Raw genomic sequence first — 17,965 nt, 5'->3', positions numbered from 1 at the left:
ATAAGTCTGGGCCCCGGCAGCCCCACTCGTCGGATCGAGGCATTTTTGCCCCGGTTCGGGGAGTGGGGATGTCGGGGCCTTGCCTTGACTGGGGGCAAGATCCTCTTTAGACTCTTGTACCCCTAAATTTGGCGGGAATTCGTTCCTGCCATTTTGCTTTTCTTGCAAGACAATAGCGTCGCAAGACAACAGTGGAGCTAGTAGATGGCAACTATCAACCAGCTGGTACGTCAGCCGCGTAAGCGTATCGTCGAGAAATCCGACGTACCTGCGCTGCAGAACTGCCCGCAACGTCGTGGCGTATGCACCCGTGTGTATACCACCACGCCGAAAAAACCTAACTCGGCACTGCGTAAAGTATGCCGTGTGCGCCTGACCAACGGTTTCGAGGTTTCCTCGTACATCGGTGGTGAAGGTCACAACCTGCAAGAGCACAGCGTGGTACTGATCCGCGGCGGTCGTGTAAAAGACTTGCCAGGTGTTCGTTACCACACCGTACGCGGCTCCTTGGATACTTCCGGCGTTAAAGGTCGTAACCAGGGTCGTTCGAAGTACGGTACCAAGAAGCCTAAGTAGTAGCGGCTTTTTGTAAAACTGAATCATCTTATTTTCTGAGTCGATAAGAGTAAGGTCGGAGGCGTCCCGCAAGGGCACCGATTCCGAACGAACCTGAAGACCGTTTGAGGGCTTATCCATGCCAAGAAGACGCGTAGCAGCCAAGCGCGAAGTGCTTGACGATCCAAAATACGGAAGCCAAATCCTGGCCAAGTTCATGAACCACGTGATGGAAAGCGGCAAGAAAGCCGTTGCCGAGCGTATCGTTTATGGCGCGCTGGAAAAGGTTAAAGAACGCAAGAACAGCGACCCCCTGGAAATCTTCGAGAAAGCTCTCGACGCCATCGCTCCGCTGGTCGAAGTGAAGTCGCGCCGTGTAGGCGGTGCTACTTACCAGGTTCCGGTCGAAGTTCGCCCGTCCCGTCGTAACGCTCTGGCAATGCGCTGGTTGGTAGACTTCGCCCGTAAGCGCGGCGAGAAGTCTATGGCTCTGCGTTTGGCCGGCGAGCTGTTGGACGCTGCTGAAGGTAAAGGTGCTGCTGTTAAGAAGCGTGAAGACGTGCACCGTATGGCTGAAGCTAACAAAGCTTTCTCGCACTACCGCTTCTAATCTTAGCTTCACTAATTTTGCGAGGGCTTTATGGCTCGTACTACTCCGATTAGCCGCTACCGTAACATCGGTATCGTTGCTCACGTGGATGCTGGTAAAACCACCACCACCGAGCGCGTACTGTTTTACACCGGCAAAAGTCACAAAATGGGCGAGGTGCATGACGGCGCCGCGACCACAGACTGGATGGTTCAGGAGCAGGAGCGTGGTATTACCATTACTTCTGCTGCTATTACCGCCTTCTGGAAAGGTTCCGAGAAGCAGTACAAAGACGAGCATCGCTTCAACGTAATCGATACCCCAGGCCACGTAGACTTCACCATTGAAGTTGAACGTTCCCTGCGCGTACTCGACGGCGCTGTCGTTGTGTTCTGCGGTACCTCGGGTGTTGAGCCTCAGTCGGAAACCGTATGGCGTCAAGCCAACAAGTACGGCGTTCCACGTCTTGTTTACGTAAACAAGATGGACCGTGCTGGTGCCAACTTCCTGCGCGTGATCGGTCAGATCAAGCAGCGTCTGGGTCACACCCCGGTGCCAATTCAATTGGCTATCGGTTCCGAGGACAACTTCCAGGGTCAGATCGATCTGATCAATATGGAAGCTGTTTACTGGAATGATTCCGACAAAGGTATGGTTCCTGTTCGTAAGCCTATCCCTGCAGAGTTGCAGGAACTGGCTGACGAGTGGCGCAACAATATGGTTGAGGCTGCTGCCGAAGCCAGCGAAGAGCTGATGAACAAGTACCTCGAAGGTGAAGAACTCACCAACGTGGAAATCAAGGCTGCTCTGCGTCAGCGTACTATTGCTGGTGAGATCGTCTTGGCTGTTTGCGGTTCTTCGTTCAAGAACAAGGGTGTTCCCCTGGTTCTCGACGCCGTTATCGACTACCTGCCGGCTCCAACCGACATTCCTGCTATCAAGGGTACCAACCCTGATAACGAGGAAGAAGAGATGGAGCGTCACGCCGATGACAGCGAGCCTTTCTCGGCTCTGGCGTTCAAGATCGCAACTGACCCATTCGTGGGTACTTTGACCTTCGTCCGCGTTTACTCGGGCGTGTTGGCCTCCGGCGACGGCGTGATCAACTCGGTTAAAGGCAAGAAAGAGCGCGTGGGTCGTATGGTGCAAATGCACGCAAACGCCCGTGAAGAGATCAAGGAAGTGCGCGCTGGTGACATCGCGGCCCTGATCGGCATGAAGGACGTCACCACTGGTGAGACTTTGTGCGACGCTGCCAAGCCAATCATCCTGGTTCGTATGGACTTCCCGGAGCCGGTTATTTCGGTTGCCGTAGAGCCTAAGACCAAGGATGACCAGGAAAAAATGGGTATCGCTCTGGGCAAACTTGCTCAGGAAGATCCATCTTTCCGCGTCAAGACTGATGAAGAGACTGGTCAAACGATCATCTCCGGCATGGGCGAGCTGCACCTGGACATCCTGGTTGACCGGATGCGCCGTGAGTTCAACGTCGAAGCCAACATCGGTAAGCCTCAGGTTTCCTATCGTGAGCGCATCACGAAGAACTGTGAAATCGAAGGCAAGTTCGTTCGTCAGTCCGGCGGTCGTGGTCAGTTCGGTCACTGCTGGATCCGTTTTGCTCCTGCTGACGAAGGTCAGGAAGGTCTGCAATTCGTGAACGAAGTGGTAGGTGGTGTTGTTCCTAAGGAATACATCCCTGCCATCCAGAAGGGTATCGAAGAGCAGATGAAGAACGGTGTTGTTGCCGGCTATCCGCTGATCGGCCTGAAAGCAACCGTTTTTGACGGTTCTTACCACGACGTCGACTCCAACGAGATGGCGTTTAAGGTGGCTGCTTCCATGGCAACCAAGCAACTGGCCCAGAAGGGCGGTGGTGAGTTGCTTGAGCCAATCATGGCGGTAGAAGTTGTTACACCTGAAGACTATATGGGTGATGTCATGGGCGACCTTAACCGTCGTCGCGGCATGATCTTGGGTATGGAAGACACGGTTTCCGGCAAAGTGATTCGCGCCGAGGTTCCGCTGGGTGAGATGTTCGGTTATGCGACCGACGTTCGCTCCATGTCCCAGGGTCGCGCAAGCTACTCTATGGAATTCAAAAAATACAACACAGCTCCGGCGCACATCGCTGAAACTGTATCCAAAAAACAAGGCTGATTCAGTCCTTTAGGCAAGGAGTTAATTGTCGTGGCTAAAGAAAAATTTGATCGTTCCCTACCGCACGTCAACGTTGGCACCATCGGTCACGTTGACCACGGTAAAACCACTCTGACTGCTGCTCTGACTCGCGTTTGCTCCGAAGTTTTCGGTTCCGCAATCGTTGATTTCGATAAAATCGACAGCGCGCCAGAAGAAAAAGCTCGTGGTATCACCATCAACACCGCGCACGTTGAATACAACTCGCTGATCCGTCACTACGCTCACGTTGACTGCCCAGGTCACGCTGACTATGTGAAGAACATGATCACCGGTGCTGCTCAAATGGACGGCGCTATCCTGGTTTGCTCGGCCGCTGATGGTCCGATGCCACAAACCCGTGAGCACATCCTGCTGTCCCGTCAGGTAGGCGTTCCGTACATCGTGGTTTACCTGAACAAGGCTGACCTGGTAGACGACGCTGAGCTGCTGGAACTGGTTGAGATGGAAGTGCGCGATCTGCTGAGCACTTACGACTTCCCAGGCGACGACACTCCGATCATCATCGGTTCTGCTCGTATGGCTCTGGAAGGCAAAGACGACAACGAAATGGGCACCACGTCCGTTCGTAAACTGGTTGAGACTCTGGACAGCTACATCCCAGATCCAGTCCGTGTTATCGACAAGCCGTTCCTGATGCCAATCGAAGACGTATTCTCGATCTCCGGTCGCGGTACTGTTGTAACTGGTCGTATCGAGCGCGGTATCGTTAAGGTTCAAGATCCACTGGAAATCGTTGGTCTGCGTGACACTACCGTCACCACCTGCACCGGTGTTGAAATGTTCCGTAAACTGCTCGACGAAGGTCGTGCTGGCGAGAACTGCGGCGTTCTGCTGCGTGGTACTAAGCGTGACGACGTTGAGCGTGGCCAGGTTCTGGTTAAGCCAGGTTCGGTTAAGCCGCACACCAAGTTCGAAGCTGAAGTGTACGTGCTGAGCAAAGAAGAAGGCGGTCGTCACACTCCGTTCTTCAAAGGCTACCGTCCACAGTTCTACTTCCGTACTACCGACGTAACTGGTAACTGCGAACTGCCGGAAGGCGTAGAAATGGTAATGCCAGGCGACAACATCAAAATGGTTGTCACCCTGATCAAAACCATCGCTATGGAAGACGGTCTGCGTTTCGCAATCCGTGAAGGCGGCCGTACCGTTGGTGCTGGCGTTGTAGCTAAAATCATCGAGTAATTATCTCTTCTGAGGTAGCTCTGATGTTTTGAAAAGGCCCCCGCTCAGCGGGGGCCTTTTTTATTGGGTTGACACCTATCAGGGCCGTCTATAGAATTGCGCCTCCTTTTAACGGGCGTATTGCGCTCGCTGGGAATAGCAGCCGGAGTCTGAAATCCAATGCAAAATCAGCAAATCCGTATCAGGTTGAAGGCTTTTGACCATCGCCTGATCGACCAATCCACCCAGGAAATCGTGGAAACCGCGAAACGTACTGGTGCACAAGTGCGTGGTCCAATTCCACTGCCTACCCGTAAAGAGCGGTTCACCGTTCTGGTCTCCCCGCACGTCAACAAAGACGCGCGTGACCAGTACGAGATCCGTACTCATAAGCGCGTACTGGACATCGTCCAGCCAACGGATAAAACCGTTGATGCACTTATGAAGCTCGATCTGGCGGCCGGTGTGGAAGTACAGATCAGCCTCGGCTAAGACTTGGGTCTTAGTCGTGTAACGCTCTGAAATGGGCGGCCATAGCGGGTGAAAGCCCCGTACACTCATGAGGTTTACAACATGACTATTGGTGTAGTCGGTCGTAAATGCGGTATGACCCGTATTTTCACCGAAGAAGGTGTCTCCATTCCGGTCACGGTCATTGAGATCGAGCCGAATCGCGTCACCCAGTTCAAAACTGAAGAGACCGATGGCTATCGTGCAGTGCAAGTCACTGTCGGCGAGCGTCGTGCTTCGCGCGTGACTGCTGCTCAAGCAGGTCACTTCGCTAAAGCAAACGTTGCAGCTGGTCGCACTGTTATGGAGTTCCGTCTCGAAGACGGCGACTACCAGGCTGGCGATCTGATCAATGCTGAAATCTTCGCTGCTGGTCAACTGGTTGATGTAACCGGTCAGTCCAAAGGTAAAGGCTTCCAGGGTACGATCAAGCGTTGGAATTTCCGTGGCCAAGACAACACTCACGGTAACTCCGTTTCCCACCGCGTCCCGGGCTCTATTGGCCAGTGCCAGACTCCTGGTCGTGTATTCAAGGGCAAAAAAATGTCCGGTCATATGGGCGCTGAGCGCGTGACCGTGCAGTCCCTCGAAGTAGTGCGCGTCGACGCTGAACGCAATCTGTTGTTGGTCAAGGGTGCTGTTCCTGGCGCTACTGGCGGCAACCTGGTTGTACGTCCGGCGGCCAAGGCTCGCGGTTAAGGGGAAGCTGACATGCAATTAAATGTAAATGACGCTCAAGCGATCGAAGTTTCCGAACTGACGTTTGGCGGCGAGTTCAACGAGACGCTGGTTCACCAAGCAGTCGTGGCCTACATGGCCGGCGGCCGTCAAGGCAGCAAGCAGCAAAAGACCCGTTCCGACGTTCGTGGTGGCGGTAAGCGCCCTTGGCGTCAGAAAGGTACTGGCCGTGCTCGTGCCGGTACTATCCGTAGCCCAATCTGGCGTGGCGGTGGTACCACTTTCGCAGCTCGTCCGCAGGATCACTCGCAGAAGCTCAACAAGAAGATGTATCGCGCAGCTCTGCGCTCCATCCTTGCTGAACTCGTGCGTACTGACCGTCTGGTCGTGGTTCAGGACTTCGCTGTTGAGAGCCCGAAAACCAAAGATCTGCTGGGCAAACTGAACAACATGAGCCTGACCGACGTTTTGATCGTGTCGGAAGCTGTTGATCAGAACCTGTACCTGGCTGCTCGCAACCTGCCACACGTTGATGTACGTGACGTGCAAGGTTCCGATCCAGTTAGTCTGATCGCATACGACAAGGTGTTGATCACCGTGTCGGCCGTGAAGAAATTCGAGGAGCTGCTGGGATGAACCAGGAACGCGTATTTAAAGTTCTGCTTGGCCCGCACGTTTCCGAAAAGGCTACGGTTCTGGCTGACAAGAAAGGCCAGTTCGTTTTCAAGGTTGCAACTGACGCAACCAAGCTGGAAATCAAGAAGGCCGTCGAAAGCCTGTTCAGCGTGAAAGTAGAGCGTGTTACTACCCTGAATGTTCTGGGTAAGAGCAAGCGCACTGCTCGCGGTCTGGGCAAGCGTAATGACTGGAAGAAGGCAGTTATCTCCCTTCAGCCAGGCCAAGATCTCGATTTCAGCAGCAGTGCTGAGTAAGGAAGGGGTGCATCATGGCAATCGTTAAATGCAAACCGACTTCCCCTGGCCGCCGTTTTGTGGTCAAGGTGGTCAACCAGGAGCTGCATAAAGGCGCTCCTCACGCACCGCTGCTCGAGAAAAAATCGAAGTCTGGTGGTCGTAACAACAATGGTCGTATTACCACTCGTCACATCGGTGGTGGCCATAAGCAGCATTATCGTCTGGTCGATTTCCGTCGCAACGACAAAGATGGCATCGCTGCCACTGTCGAGCGTATCGAATACGATCCAAACCGTACTGCTCACATCGCTCTGCTGCTGTACGCAGATGGCGAGCGTCGCTACATCATCGCCCCTAAAGGCGTGAGCGCTGGCGACCAGCTGATCGCAGGTGCTTTGGCACCGATCAAGCCGGGCAACGCTCTGCAACTGCGCAACATTCCAGTTGGTAGCACCGTACACGGCATCGAATTGAAGCCAGGTAAAGGCGCGCAAATCGCTCGTTCCGCTGGTGCTTCGGCTCAGCTGATCGCTCGTGAAGGTGTCTACGTGACCCTGCGTCTGCGTTCTGGTGAGATGCGTAAAGTGCTGGCTGAATGCCGCGCGACCCTGGGCGAAGTCTCGAACTCCGAGCACAGCCTGCGTTCGCTGGGTAAAGCTGGTGCCAAACGCTGGCGTGGCGTTCGCCCAACCGTTCGTGGTGTTGCCATGAACCCGGTTGACCACCCACACGGTGGTGGTGAAGGTCGTACCTCTGGTGGTCGTCATCCGGTATCGCCATGGGGCTTCCCGACTAAGGGCGCGAAGACTCGTGGTAATAAGCGTACCGACAAAATGATCGTCCGTCGTCGCAAGTAAATAGAGGGATACGACAGTGCCACGTTCTCTGAAAAAAGGTCCTTTTATTGATCTTCACCTACTGAAGAAGATCGAAGTGGCGGCGGAAAAGAACGATCGCAAACCAGTTAAGACCTGGTCGCGTCGTTCGATGATCCTGCCACAAATGGTCGGTCTGACCATCGCTGTACACAACGGTCGCTTGCACGTCCCAGTTCTCGTGAACGAAGACATGGTCGGCCACAAACTAGGCGAGTTTGCCGGTACCCGCACTTATCGTGGGCACGTGGCAGACAAGAAAGCCAAGCGTTAAGGGGTTAGGAAATGGAAGTAGCCGCTAAGTTGTCGGGCGCTCGAATCTCCGCCCAGAAAGCCCGCTTGGTCGCCGACCAGATCCGCGGGAAGAAGGTGGGCGAAGCGCTCAACCTGTTGGCTTTCAGCAGTAAGAAAGCCGCCGAGATCATGAAGAAAGTGCTGGAGTCGGCCGTAGCCAACGCCGAGCATAACGAAGGCGCAGACGTTGATGACCTGAAGGTCAGCACCGTTTTCGTCAACGAAGGGCGTTCGCTGAAGCGCATCATGCCACGTGCCAAAGGCCGTGCTGATCGCATCGTCAAGCGGTCTTGCCATATCACTGTCAAGGTTGCTGACAAGTAACGGAGTCGAAGAGATGGGTCAGAAAGTACATCCCATTGGCATTCGCCTGGGAATCGTCAAGGAGCACACCTCCGTCTGGTACGCAGACGGTCGGACTTATGCGGACTATTTGTTCGCTGATCTGAAGGTGCGTGAGTATCTCCAAGACAAACTAAAAAGCGCGTCCGTAAGCCGTATCGATATCCATCGTCCGGCCCAAACTGCACGTATCACCATCCACACCGCTCGTCCAGGTATCGTTATCGGGAAGAAAGGTGAAGATGTTGAGAAACTGCGTCAGGACCTGACCAAGCAAATGGGTGTGCCTGTGCACATCAATATCGAAGAGATCCGCAAGCCGGAACTCGACGGTATGCTGGTTGCGCAGAGCGTAGCTCAGCAGCTGGAGCGTCGCGTAATGTTCCGTCGCGCTATGAAGCGCGCTGTACAGAACGCCATGCGCATTGGTGCCAAAGGCATCAAAATCCAAGTGAGCGGTCGTCTCGGCGGTGCTGAAATCGCACGTACTGAATGGTATCGCGAAGGTCGTGTGCCACTGCACACCCTGCGTGCCGACATCGACTATGCCAACTACGAAGCTCACACCACTTACGGTGTGATCGGTGTAAAGGTTTGGATCTTCAAAGGCGAAGTAATTGGTGGTCGCCAAGAAGAACTGAAACCACAAGCACCAGCGCCTCGTAAAAAAGCTGCTAAGTAAGGGGTACGCCAAATGTTGCAACCTAAGCGTACGAAGTTCCGCAAGCAGATGACAGGCCACAACCGTGGTCTGGCTCAGCGCGGTAGCAAAGTCAGCTTCGGCGAGTTCGCGCTGAAGTCTGTAGCTCGTGGTCGTCTCACCGCTCGTCAGATCGAGTCAGCGCGTCGTGCTCTGACCCGTCACGTAAAACGTGGCGGCAAGATCTGGATCCGTGTATTCCCGGACAAGCCGATCTCCAAAAAGCCTCTCGAGGTTCGGATGGGTAAAGGTAAGGGTAACGTGGAATACTGGGTAGCCCAGATTCAGCCAGGCAAAGTCCTGTATGAAATCGAGGGTGTTTCTGAAGAGCTGGCGCGTGAGGCTTTCGCCCTGGCTGCTGCAAAGCTGCCGCTCGCCACCTCCTTTGTTAAACGGACGGTGATGTGATGAAAGCGAATGAACTTCGTGAAAAATCCGCACAGCAGCTGAACGAGCAACTGCTCGGCCTGCTGCGCGACCAGTTCAATCTGCGTATGCAGAAAGCAACTGGCCAGTTGGGGCAGTCTCATCTGCTCTCGCAAGTTAAGCGTGACATCGCTCGCGTGAAGACTGTGCTCAACCAGCAGGCAGGTAAGTGATCATGGCTGAAGCCGAAAAGACTGTCCGTACGCTGACTGGCCGTGTTGTCAGCGACAAGATGGACAAAACCATCACCGTTCTGATCGAGCGTCGCGTTAAGCACCCGATCTACGGTAAATATGTTAAGCGTTCGACTAAGCTGCACGCGCACGACGAAACCAATCAGTGCCACATCGGCGACAAAGTCACTATTCGTGAAACTCGTCCGCTGGCCAAGACCAAGTCTTGGGCACTGGTTGATGTTCTCGAACGCGCTGTGGAAGTCTAAGGACTAGGGGTCGGAGAAATTATATGATTCAGACTCAATCCATGCTCGATGTGGCCGATAACAGCGGCGCTCGCCGCGTTATGTGCATCAAGGTGCTGGGTGGCTCCCATCGTCGTTACGCTGGTATCGGTGACATCATCAAAGTTACCGTGAAGGAAGCAATTCCTCGCGGTAAAGTGAAAAAAGGCCAAGTGATGACTGCTGTTGTAGTCCGCACTCGTCACGGCGTACGTCGTGCTGATGGCTCCATTATCCGCTTTGATGGCAACGCTGCTGTTCTTCTGAACAACAAGCAAGAGCCGATCGGCACCCGTATCTTTGGGCCAGTGACCCGTGAACTTCGTACTGAGAAGTTCATGAAGATCGTCTCGCTCGCCCCAGAAGTGCTGTAAGGAGATCCGACATGCAAAAGATTCGTCGTGACGACGAGATCATCGTGATCGCCGGCAAAGACAAAGGTAAGCGCGGTAAGGTGCTTAAGGTTCTCGCTAATAACCGTCTGGTTATCGGTGGTCTGAACCTGGTCAAGCGTCATACCAAGCCTAACCCGATGTCGGGCGTGCAGGGCGGTATCGTCGAGAAAGAAGCTCCGCTGGATGCTTCTAACGTCGCCATCTTCAACGGCGAAACCAACAAGGCTGACCGCGTTGGTTTCAAAGTAGAAGACGGTAAGAAAATTCGTGTCTTCAAGTCGACCCAAAAAGCGGTTGATGCTTGAACACTGCTAGGTAGATTAGACCATGGCACGACTACAAGAGATTTACCGGAAGGAAATCGCCCCTAAGCTTAAGGAAGAACTTAAGCTTGGGAACGTGATGGAAGTTCCGCGCGTTACCAAAATCACCCTGAACATGGGTCTGGGCGAAGCGATCGGCGACAAAAAAGTCATCGAGCACGCTGTTGCTGACCTTGAAAAGATCACCGGCCAGAAAGTCGTTGTGACCTACGCTCGGAAATCCATCGCTGGCTTTAAAGTCCGTGAAGGTTGGCCGATCGGCGTCAAAGTGACCCTGCGCCGTGAGCGTATGTACGAGTTCCTGGATCGTCTGCTGTCGATCTCCCTGCCTCGGGTTCGCGACTTCCGCGGCCTGAATGCCAAGTCCTTCGATGGTCGTGGTAACTACAGCATGGGCGTGAAAGAGCAGATCATCTTCCCGGAAATCGACTACGACAAGATCGATGCTCTCCGCGGTCTGGACATCACCCTGACCACCACTGCCAAGAACGATGATGAAGGTCGCGCCCTGTTGCGTGCTTTCAAATTCCCGTTCCGCAACTGATTGGAGTAGGACCATGGCCAAGATGAGCATGAAAAACCGCGAGCTGAAGCGTCAGCTCACGGTTGCCAAGTACGCCAAGAAGCGTGCAGCACTGAAAGCAATCATCGTTGATCTGAACGCAAGTCCAGAAGCACGTTGGGAAGCTACAGTTGCCCTGCAGAAGCAGCCACGTGACGCAAGCGCTTCGCGCATGCGTAACCGCTGCCGCCTGACCGGTCGTCCACACGGCGTTTACCGCAAGTTCGGCCTCGGCCGTAACAAACTGCGTGAAGCGGCAATGCGTGGTGACGTACCAGGTCTGGTTAAAGCCAGCTGGTAAGTACTTTCAACGTCCAGGTGGCCAATATCGCAAGATACTGACCGCCGGTGACCTTGAATCTGGAACAAGCCCCTTTTGGGGCTTGTTTCATTTCCGGAGTGTGTCTAAAATACGCGGCTCGCCTGAGCCCGTGTTTTTTACCCGGAGATTCTCGGCGACATATGTAGCCGCAAGGCTAATTTTTTTGTATTAGGAGCGTCTAGCCCATGAGTATGCAGGACCCGTTAGCGGACATGCTAACTCGTATCCGTAATGCCCAGATGGCTGAAAAGTCCGTCGTAAGCATGCCATCTTCCAAGTTGAAGGTAGCTGTTGCCAAAGTCCTGAAAGACGAAGGCTACATTGCGGGTTATCAGATCAGCAGCGATGTAAAAGCACTGCTGTCCATCGAGCTGAAGTACTTCGAAGGCCGTTCGGTCATCGAGGAAGTGAAGCGCGTTAGCCGTCCAGGCCTGCGTCAGTACAAGTCCGCTGAAGATCTGCCGAAAGTTCGTGGCGGTCTGGGCGTGTCTATCGTCTCCACCAACAAAGGTGTGATGACGGATCGTGCTGCGCGCGCTGCCGGTGTCGGCGGCGAAGTTCTTTGCACTGTGTTCTAAGGGGGGATAAGCATGTCTCGCGTCGCTAAGAACCCCGTTAAGCTGCCAGCCGGTGTCGAAGTCAAATTCGCAGGCCAACAGCTTTCGGTGAAGGGTGCCAAGGGTACTCTTGAACTGAACATCCATTCGTCCGTTGAGATCGTTGAAGAAGCTGGTGAGCTGCGTTTCGCTGCTCGCAATGGCGATCAACAAACTCGCGCAATGGCCGGTACCACGCGTGCGTTGGTAAACAACATGGTCCAAGGCGTAAGCCAAGGCTTCGAGCGTAAGCTCCAGCTGGTCGGTGTTGGTTACAAAGCGCAAGCAAAAGGCACGGTTTTGAACCTGGCCCTTGGCTTCTCGCACCCTGTGGATTACGAACTGCCAGCGGGCATCACTGCTGAGACCCCTAGCCAGACCGATATCCTGATCAAGGGCATCGATAAGCAGCTGGTAGGTCAAGTGGCCGCTGAGATCCGCGACTTCCGTCCACCAGAGCCGTACAAAGGCAAAGGTGTGCGCTACGCGGACGAAGTCGTCCGTCGTAAAGAAGCCAAGAAGAAGTAGGGCATAGCAAATGACCGACAAAAAAGTTACTCGACTGCGTCGCGCTCGCAAAGCACGCCTGAAAATGCACGAACTCGAAGTCGTGCGTCTCTGCGTGTTCCGCTCGTCGCAGCACATCTACGCCCAGGTCATCTCGGCCGACGGCAACAAAGTCCTGGCAAGCGCCTCGACTTTGGATAAAGAACTGCGTGATGGTGCCACTGGCAACATCGACGCGGCCACAAAGGTTGGCCAGCTGGTCGCTACGCGTGCTAAGGCCGCTGGCGTCTCGCAAGTGGCTTTCGACCGCTCTGGCTTCAAGTACCACGGTCGCGTGAAAGCGCTGGCTGATGCTGCTCGTGAAGCTGGGCTGGAGTTCTAAGTTATGTCAAATAACGACCAAAAGCGCGACGAAGGCTACATTGAGAAGCTGGTTCAAGTTAACCGCGTAGCCAAAACCGTTAAAGGCGGCCGTATCTTCACCTTCACCGCGTTGACCGTGGTAGGTGATGGTAAAGGCCGTGTTGGCTTCGGCCGTGGCAAGTCACGTGAAGTGCCTGCTGCGATCCAGAAGGCAATGGAAGCTGCTCGTCGCAACATGATCCAAGTTGATCTGAACGGCACCACTCTGCAGTACGCAATGAAGTCCGCCCATGGCGCTTCGAAGGTGTACATGCAGCCGGCTTCTGAAGGTACCGGTATCATCGCTGGCGGCGCTATGCGTGCTGTCCTCGAAGTTGCTGGCGTTCAGAACGTTCTGGCCAAGTGCTATGGCTCGACTAACCCGGTAAACGTGGTTCACGCCACTTTCAAAGGTTTGAAAGCTATGCAATCTCCTGAGTCCATCGCTGCCAAGCGTGGTCTGACTGTCAAGGAGATCTTCTGATCATGGCTACCGTTAAAGTAACGCTGATCAAAAGCATGACCGGCCGCATCCCTAACCACAAACTGTGTGTTAAAGGTCTGGGTCTGCGTCGCATCGGTCACACTGTAGAAGTCCTGGATACTCCCGAGAATCGCGGGATGATCAACAAGGCTTACTACATGCTGCGTGTAGAGGGTTAATCGATGAAACTCAATGATCTGAGTCCAGCGCCGGGTTCCCGTCGCGAAAAGCATCGTCCGGGCCGTGGTATCGGTAGCGGTTTGGGTAAGACTGGTGGCCGTGGCCACAAAGGTCAAACCTCCCGCTCCGGTGGCACCATTGCTCCAGGCTTTGAAGGCGGTCAACAGCCGCTGCATCGTCGCCTGCCTAAGTTCGGTTTCGTATCCCTGAAGGCCATGGACCGCGCAGAAGTGCGTCTGTCCGAGCTGGCTAAAGTGGAAGGCGACATCGTTACTGTGCAGACCCTGAAAGATGCCAACGTGATCAACGTCAACGTACAGCGTGTGAAAATCATGCTGTCCGGTGAAGTGACTCGCGCTGTCACTATCGGCAAGGGAATCGGCGCCACCAAAGGTGCGCGTTCGGCTATCGAAGCAGCTGGCGGCAAGTTCGAGGAATAAATGGCTAAGCAAGGTGCTCTCTCAGCGCTCGGCAAAGGCGGTATGTCTGAACTTTGGGCTCGTCTGCGTTTTCTGTTCCTGGCGATTATCGTCTACCGAATAGGCGCACACATCCCGGTTCCAGGTATCAACCCGGACCGACTCGCAGACCTGTTTCGACAGAATGAGGGGACCATTCTTAGCTTGTTCAACATGTTTTCCGGCGGCGCGCTGGAACGGATGAGCATCTTTGCACTGGGGATCATGCCGTACATTTCGGCATCGATCATCATGCAATTGATGACCGCCGTCAGCCCGCAGCTGGAGCAGTTGAAGAAGGAAGGTGAAGCTGGCCGTCGCAAGATTAGCCAGTACACCCGCTACGGCACTGTCGTCCTCGCCTTGGTTCAAGCTATCGGCATGTCCGTTGGCCTGGCAGGGCAGGGCGTTGCGTTCACTGGTGACTTTGGCTTCCATTTCGTCGCGGTATCCACATTTGTGGCTGGTGCGATGTTCATGATGTGGCTGGGTGAGCAGATTACTGAGCGTGGTGTTGGCAACGGTATCTCGATGTTGATTTTCGCAGGTATCGTCGCCGGTCTTCCGAGAGCGATCGGGCAGTCTTTCGAGTCTGCACGTCAGGGTGATATCAACATTTTCGCCCTGGTTGCCATCGGTTTGCTGGCAGTAGCGATTATCGGTTTTGTGGTGTTCATTGAGCGTGGCCAGCGTCGTATTGCTGTTCACTACGCCAAGCGTCAGCAGGGCCGTAAGGTTTTTGCTGCGCAGACCAGCCACTTGCCGCTGAAAGTGAATATGGCCGGTGTTATTCCGGCAATTTTCGCGAGCAGCATTTTGCTGTTTCCGGCTTCGTTGGGTACCTGGTTTGGTCAGTCCGAAAACATGGGCTGGCTGCAGGACCTCTCTCAGTCGATCGCTCCTGGTCAGCCGTTGAATATTCTGCTGTTTAGTGCAGGGATTATTTTCTTCTGCTTCTTCTATACGGCGTTGATGTTCAATCCGAAAGACGTAGCGGAAAACCTGAAGAAGTCCGGTGCCTTTATTCCGGGCATCCGTCCAGGTGAGCAGTCTGCACGCTACATTGATGGCGTTCTGACTCGTTTGACCCTGTTCGGTGCTCTATATATGACGGCCGTGTGCTTGTTGCCCCAGTTTCTGGTGGTTGCAGCAAACGTTCCGTTCTACCTTGGCGGGACCTCGTTGCTGATCGTGGTCGTGGTTGTGATGGACTTCATGTCCCAAGTACAATCGCACCTCGTTTCGCACCAGTACGAATCCCTGATGAAGAAAGCCAACCTGAAGGGCTACGGCAGCGGCATGTTGCGCTGAGTACCCCATAAGGTTCGAGGAGTTGGTGATGAAAGTTCGTGCATCGGTGAAAAAGCTGTGCCGTAACTGCAAGATTATTCGCCGCGAAGGTGTTGTTCGAGTAATTTGCAGCGCGGAACCGCGTCACAAACAGCGCCAAGGCTGAGTGTGATCCGCTTGAAGCCCGGCAGCTAGTGCGCTGCCGGGTTGATTATTTGTTATTACAGCGATATTATCTCGCGCCCTATTTCTTGGCTTCCGGGGCGTAGGTAGCTGTCAATTGGAGTCCCACTGAATGGCCCGTATTGCAGGCGTTAACATTCCAGATAACAAGCACACTGTTATCTCGCTGACCTACATCTATGGTGTTGGTCGCACTACTGCGCAGAAAATTTGCGCAGTTGCTGGGGTAAACCCAGCCGCTAAGATCAAGGATCTGAGCGACGAGCAGATTGAACAGCTGCGTGGCGAAGTGGCGAAGTTCACCACTGAAGGTGACCTGCGTCGCGAAATCAACATGAAAATCAAGCGTTTGATGGACCTCGGTTGCTATCGCGGTCTGCGTCATCGTCGTGGTCTTCCAGTACGCGGTCAGCGTACCAAGACTAACGCGCGTACCCGTAAAGGTCCGCGTAAGCCGATCCGCAAGTAATCGCCCCAGCGAATCGACAGGAAAATTATCATGGCAAAACCTGCTGCTCGTCCTCGTAAAAAAGTTAAAAAGACAGTGGTTGATGGCATCGCCCACATCCATGCTTCTTTTAACAACACAATCGTGACCATCACCGACCGTCAAGGTAACGCGCTTTCTTGGGCTACCTCCGGTGGTTCGGGTTTCCGCGGTTCCCGCAAGTCCACCCCGTTTGCTGCTCAAGTAGCTGCTGAACGTGCTGGTCAAGCTGCGCTGGAATATGGCCTGAAAAACCTCGACGTTAACGTCAAGGGTCCAGGTCCAGGTCGTGAGTCAGCTGTCCGTGCTTTGAACGGCTGTGGCTATAAGATCGCCAGCATCACCGACGTGACGCCAATCCCGCACAACGGGTGCCGTCCGCCGAAGAAGCGCCGCGTGTAATCCAGGAGATTGTAAAGAATGGCTCGTTACATTGGTCCAAAATGCAAACTCGCTCGTCGCGAAGGCACCGATCTCTTCCTGAAGAGCGGCGTGCGCGCGATCGAATCGAAGTGCAACATTGAAGCAGCACCTGGTATCCACGGCCAACGCCGCGGTCGCCAGTCCGATTACGGCACCCAACTGCGTGAAAAGCAGAAGGTCCGTCGTATCTACGGCGTTCTCGAGCGTCAGTTCAGCGGCTACTACAAAGAAGCTGCTGGCAAAAAAGGTGCAACCGGTGAAAACCTGCTGCAACTGCTCGAATGCCGTCTGGACAACGTTGTATACCGTATGGGCTTTGGTTCGACTCGTGCCGAATCCCGTCAGCTGGTATCGCACAAGTCGATCAGCGTTAACGGTCAGACCGTAAACGTTCCGTCCTACCAGGTTCGTGCTGGTGACGTGGTCGCAGTTCGCGAGAAAGCAAAAAACCAACTTCGCATTGTCCAAGCTCTCGATCTGTGTGCCCAACGTGGCCGCGTAGAATGGGTAGAAGTAGACACTGAGAAGAAGTCGGGCGTTTTCAAGAACGTTCCTGCTCGCAGTGATCTGTCCGCCGACATCAACGAAAGCCTGATTGTCGAGCTCTACTCCAAGTAAGGGCTAGAAAATAGGTGCATCCATGCAGATTTCGGTAAATGAGTTCCTGACACCCCGCCACATTGATGTGCAGGTTGTCAGTCCAACCCGCGCCAAAATTACTCTCGAGCCTCTCGAGCGTGGTTTTGGCCACACCCTGGGCAACGCGCTGCGCCGCATCCTGTTGTCCTCAATGCCCGGCTGTGCAGTAGTCGAGGCCGAGATTGACGGTGTGCTCCACGAGTACAGCGCCATCGAAGGTGTACAGGAAGACGTAATTGAAATCCTGTTGAACCTTAAAGGTCTGGCTATCAAGCTGCACGGCCGTGACGAAGTTACGCTGACCTTGTCGAAGAAGGGTTCGGGGGTGGTTACCGCTGCCGATATTCAGCTGGATCATGATGTCGAGATCGTTAACCCCGATCACGTAATCGCTAACCTGGCGTCTAACGGCGCCCTGAACATGAAGCTCACCGTAGCTCGTGGTCGTGGTTATGAACCGGCCGACTCGCGTCAGAGCGATGAAGATGAAAGCCGCAGCATTGGTCGCTTGCAGCTTGACTCTTCGTTCAGCCCGGTTCGCCGTATCGCATACGTGGTGGAAAACGCCCGTGTCGAGCAGCGTACTAACCTGGACAAGCTGGTTATTGATCTGGAAACCAACGGTACTCTGGATCCTGAAGAGGCTATCCGCCGCGCTGCAACCATCCTGCAACAGCAGTTGGCTGCGTTCGTCGACCTCAAAGGTGACAGCGAACCAGTGGTAATCGAGCAGGAAGACGAGATCGATCCGATCCTGCTTCGCCCGGTTGACGATCTGGAACTGACTGTACGTTCGGCTAACTGCCTTAAGGCGGAAAACATTTACTACATCGGCGACCTGATTCAGCGTACCGAAGTAGAACTGTTGAAGACTCCGAACCTGGGCAAGAAATCCTTGACTGAAATCAAGGACGTTCTGGCCTCCCGCGGTCTGTCCCTCGGCATGCGCCTCGACAACTGGCCGCCTGCAAGTCTTAAGAAGGACGACAAGGCGACTGCCTGATCGTCGTA

General features: G+C 54.3%; 31 protein-coding genes. All 31 read left to right on the top strand.

Annotation, left to right across the window (positions count from 1 at the left end; translation table 11 throughout):
* Positions 1-204 precede the first annotated feature (204 nt).
* The 31 genes from rpsL (at position 205) to RB216_RS26145 (ending at position 17,957) form a co-directional block, all read left to right on the top strand.
* Positions 205-576, top strand: a complete 372-nt coding sequence (gene rpsL, locus RB216_RS26295) for a 30S ribosomal protein S12 (protein ID WP_002555494.1) — start codon at positions 205-207, stop codon at positions 574-576.
* Between the two features lie 118 nt (positions 577-694).
* On the top strand, positions 695-1,165 hold the full coding sequence (gene rpsG / locus RB216_RS26290) for a 30S ribosomal protein S7 (RefSeq protein ID WP_002555493.1): 471 nt from the start codon (positions 695-697) through the stop codon (positions 1,163-1,165).
* 30 nt (positions 1,166-1,195) lie between these two features.
* Positions 1,196-3,301 carry an elongation factor G gene (gene fusA / locus RB216_RS26285; RefSeq protein ID WP_010206921.1) on the top strand — a complete coding sequence of 702 codons (2,106 nt, stop codon included), beginning with the start codon at positions 1,196-1,198 and terminating at the stop codon, positions 3,299-3,301.
* 30 nt (positions 3,302-3,331) lie between these two features.
* Positions 3,332-4,525: an elongation factor Tu gene (gene tuf / locus RB216_RS26280; protein WP_003176426.1), complete on the top strand. Its 1,194-nt coding sequence runs from the start codon at positions 3,332-3,334 to the stop codon at positions 4,523-4,525.
* Positions 4,526-4,684: 159 nt separating this feature from the next.
* Complete coding sequence (gene rpsJ / locus RB216_RS26275; protein ID WP_003186070.1) at positions 4,685-4,996, top strand: 30S ribosomal protein S10; 312 nt, start codon at positions 4,685-4,687, stop codon at positions 4,994-4,996.
* A gap of 81 nt (positions 4,997-5,077) precedes the next feature.
* Positions 5,078-5,713 (top strand): 50S ribosomal protein L3, encoded by a 636-nt coding sequence (rplC, locus tag RB216_RS26270; protein ID WP_003194649.1) that lies wholly within the window; start codon positions 5,078-5,080, stop codon positions 5,711-5,713.
* Positions 5,714-5,725: 12 nt separating this feature from the next.
* A complete protein-coding gene (gene rplD / locus RB216_RS26265) occupies positions 5,726-6,328 on the top strand; it encodes a 50S ribosomal protein L4 (protein ID WP_003176424.1) in 603 nt (200 codons plus the stop codon).
* Complete coding sequence (gene rplW, locus RB216_RS26260) at positions 6,325-6,624, top strand: 50S ribosomal protein L23 (RefSeq protein ID WP_002555488.1); 300 nt, start codon at positions 6,325-6,327, stop codon at positions 6,622-6,624. The genes rplD and rplW overlap by 4 nt, the downstream gene beginning before the upstream one ends.
* A 14-nt stretch (positions 6,625-6,638) precedes the next feature.
* Positions 6,639-7,463, top strand: coding sequence for a 50S ribosomal protein L2 (gene rplB / locus RB216_RS26255; protein WP_003186055.1), 825 nt, complete (start codon positions 6,639-6,641; stop codon positions 7,461-7,463).
* Positions 7,464-7,479: 16 nt separating this feature from the next.
* Entirely contained in the window at positions 7,480-7,755 is a 276-nt protein-coding gene (gene rpsS, locus RB216_RS26250; protein WP_003232420.1) for a 30S ribosomal protein S19, read from the top strand.
* Positions 7,756-7,766: 11 nt separating this feature from the next.
* A complete protein-coding gene (gene rplV, locus RB216_RS26245) occupies positions 7,767-8,099 on the top strand; it encodes a 50S ribosomal protein L22 (protein ID WP_003103908.1) in 333 nt (110 codons plus the stop codon).
* A 13-nt stretch (positions 8,100-8,112) separates the two neighbouring features.
* A complete protein-coding gene (rpsC, locus tag RB216_RS26240) occupies positions 8,113-8,799 on the top strand; it encodes a 30S ribosomal protein S3 (protein ID WP_003176422.1) in 687 nt (228 codons plus the stop codon).
* A gap of 12 nt (positions 8,800-8,811) precedes the next feature.
* Complete coding sequence (gene rplP / locus RB216_RS26235; protein WP_003176421.1) at positions 8,812-9,225, top strand: 50S ribosomal protein L16; 414 nt, start codon at positions 8,812-8,814, stop codon at positions 9,223-9,225.
* Positions 9,225-9,416: a 50S ribosomal protein L29 gene (gene rpmC / locus RB216_RS26230; protein WP_002555481.1), complete on the top strand. Its 192-nt coding sequence runs from the start codon at positions 9,225-9,227 to the stop codon at positions 9,414-9,416. The genes rplP and rpmC overlap by 1 nt, the downstream gene beginning before the upstream one ends.
* A 2-nt stretch (positions 9,417-9,418) precedes the next feature.
* Positions 9,419-9,685 carry a 30S ribosomal protein S17 gene (rpsQ, locus tag RB216_RS26225; RefSeq protein WP_003176419.1) on the top strand — a complete coding sequence of 89 codons (267 nt, stop codon included), beginning with the start codon at positions 9,419-9,421 and terminating at the stop codon, positions 9,683-9,685.
* Between the two features lie 23 nt (positions 9,686-9,708).
* Positions 9,709-10,077: a 50S ribosomal protein L14 gene (gene rplN / locus RB216_RS26220; protein ID WP_002555479.1), complete on the top strand. Its 369-nt coding sequence runs from the start codon at positions 9,709-9,711 to the stop codon at positions 10,075-10,077.
* Positions 10,078-10,088: 11 nt separating this feature from the next.
* Complete coding sequence (gene rplX, locus RB216_RS26215) at positions 10,089-10,403, top strand: 50S ribosomal protein L24 (protein WP_003176416.1); 315 nt, start codon at positions 10,089-10,091, stop codon at positions 10,401-10,403.
* Between the two features lie 22 nt (positions 10,404-10,425).
* Positions 10,426-10,965 (top strand): 50S ribosomal protein L5, encoded by a 540-nt coding sequence (rplE, locus tag RB216_RS26210; protein WP_003194642.1) that lies wholly within the window; start codon positions 10,426-10,428, stop codon positions 10,963-10,965.
* Between the two features lie 13 nt (positions 10,966-10,978).
* Positions 10,979-11,284 (top strand): 30S ribosomal protein S14, encoded by a 306-nt coding sequence (gene rpsN / locus RB216_RS26205; protein WP_003176414.1) that lies wholly within the window; start codon positions 10,979-10,981, stop codon positions 11,282-11,284.
* 206 nt (positions 11,285-11,490) lie between these two features.
* Positions 11,491-11,883 carry a 30S ribosomal protein S8 gene (gene rpsH / locus RB216_RS26200; protein ID WP_010206883.1) on the top strand — a complete coding sequence of 131 codons (393 nt, stop codon included), beginning with the start codon at positions 11,491-11,493 and terminating at the stop codon, positions 11,881-11,883.
* 12 nt (positions 11,884-11,895) lie between these two features.
* Positions 11,896-12,429 (top strand): 50S ribosomal protein L6, encoded by a 534-nt coding sequence (rplF, locus tag RB216_RS26195; protein WP_003194640.1) that lies wholly within the window; start codon positions 11,896-11,898, stop codon positions 12,427-12,429.
* Positions 12,430-12,439: 10 nt separating this feature from the next.
* On the top strand, positions 12,440-12,790 hold the full coding sequence (gene rplR, locus RB216_RS26190; RefSeq protein WP_003186037.1) for a 50S ribosomal protein L18: 351 nt from the start codon (positions 12,440-12,442) through the stop codon (positions 12,788-12,790).
* A 3-nt stretch (positions 12,791-12,793) separates the two neighbouring features.
* On the top strand, positions 12,794-13,294 hold the full coding sequence (gene rpsE / locus RB216_RS26185; protein ID WP_003176409.1) for a 30S ribosomal protein S5: 501 nt from the start codon (positions 12,794-12,796) through the stop codon (positions 13,292-13,294).
* Positions 13,295-13,296: 2 nt separating this feature from the next.
* A complete protein-coding gene (rpmD, locus tag RB216_RS26180; RefSeq protein ID WP_003186033.1) occupies positions 13,297-13,473 on the top strand; it encodes a 50S ribosomal protein L30 in 177 nt (58 codons plus the stop codon).
* 3 nt (positions 13,474-13,476) lie between these two features.
* Positions 13,477-13,914 carry a 50S ribosomal protein L15 gene (rplO, locus tag RB216_RS26175; protein ID WP_003176407.1) on the top strand — a complete coding sequence of 146 codons (438 nt, stop codon included), beginning with the start codon at positions 13,477-13,479 and terminating at the stop codon, positions 13,912-13,914.
* A complete protein-coding gene (gene secY / locus RB216_RS26170; protein WP_003194637.1) occupies positions 13,915-15,243 on the top strand; it encodes a preprotein translocase subunit SecY in 1,329 nt (442 codons plus the stop codon).
* 28 nt (positions 15,244-15,271) lie between these two features.
* On the top strand, positions 15,272-15,388 hold the full coding sequence (gene rpmJ / locus RB216_RS26165) for a 50S ribosomal protein L36 (RefSeq protein WP_002555468.1): 117 nt from the start codon (positions 15,272-15,274) through the stop codon (positions 15,386-15,388).
* A gap of 129 nt (positions 15,389-15,517) precedes the next feature.
* Positions 15,518-15,874 (top strand): 30S ribosomal protein S13, encoded by a 357-nt coding sequence (gene rpsM / locus RB216_RS26160; RefSeq protein ID WP_003194635.1) that lies wholly within the window; start codon positions 15,518-15,520, stop codon positions 15,872-15,874.
* 30 nt (positions 15,875-15,904) lie between these two features.
* Positions 15,905-16,294, top strand: coding sequence for a 30S ribosomal protein S11 (gene rpsK / locus RB216_RS26155; RefSeq protein ID WP_002555466.1), 390 nt, complete (start codon positions 15,905-15,907; stop codon positions 16,292-16,294).
* Positions 16,295-16,312: 18 nt separating this feature from the next.
* Entirely contained in the window at positions 16,313-16,933 is a 621-nt protein-coding gene (gene rpsD / locus RB216_RS26150; protein WP_003176404.1) for a 30S ribosomal protein S4, read from the top strand.
* A gap of 22 nt (positions 16,934-16,955) precedes the next feature.
* Entirely contained in the window at positions 16,956-17,957 is a 1,002-nt protein-coding gene (locus tag RB216_RS26145; protein ID WP_003176403.1) for a DNA-directed RNA polymerase subunit alpha, read from the top strand.
* The last annotated feature ends 8 nt before the right edge of the window (positions 17,958-17,965 follow it).

Origin of the sequence: Pseudomonas canadensis, assembly GCF_030980095.1 — a bacterium.
Taxonomy (GTDB): domain Bacteria; phylum Pseudomonadota; class Gammaproteobacteria; order Pseudomonadales; family Pseudomonadaceae; genus Aquipseudomonas; species Aquipseudomonas canadensis.
Note: the sequence above shows the minus strand (reverse complement) of the source record. Positions and strands in the feature narration are given on the sequence as shown.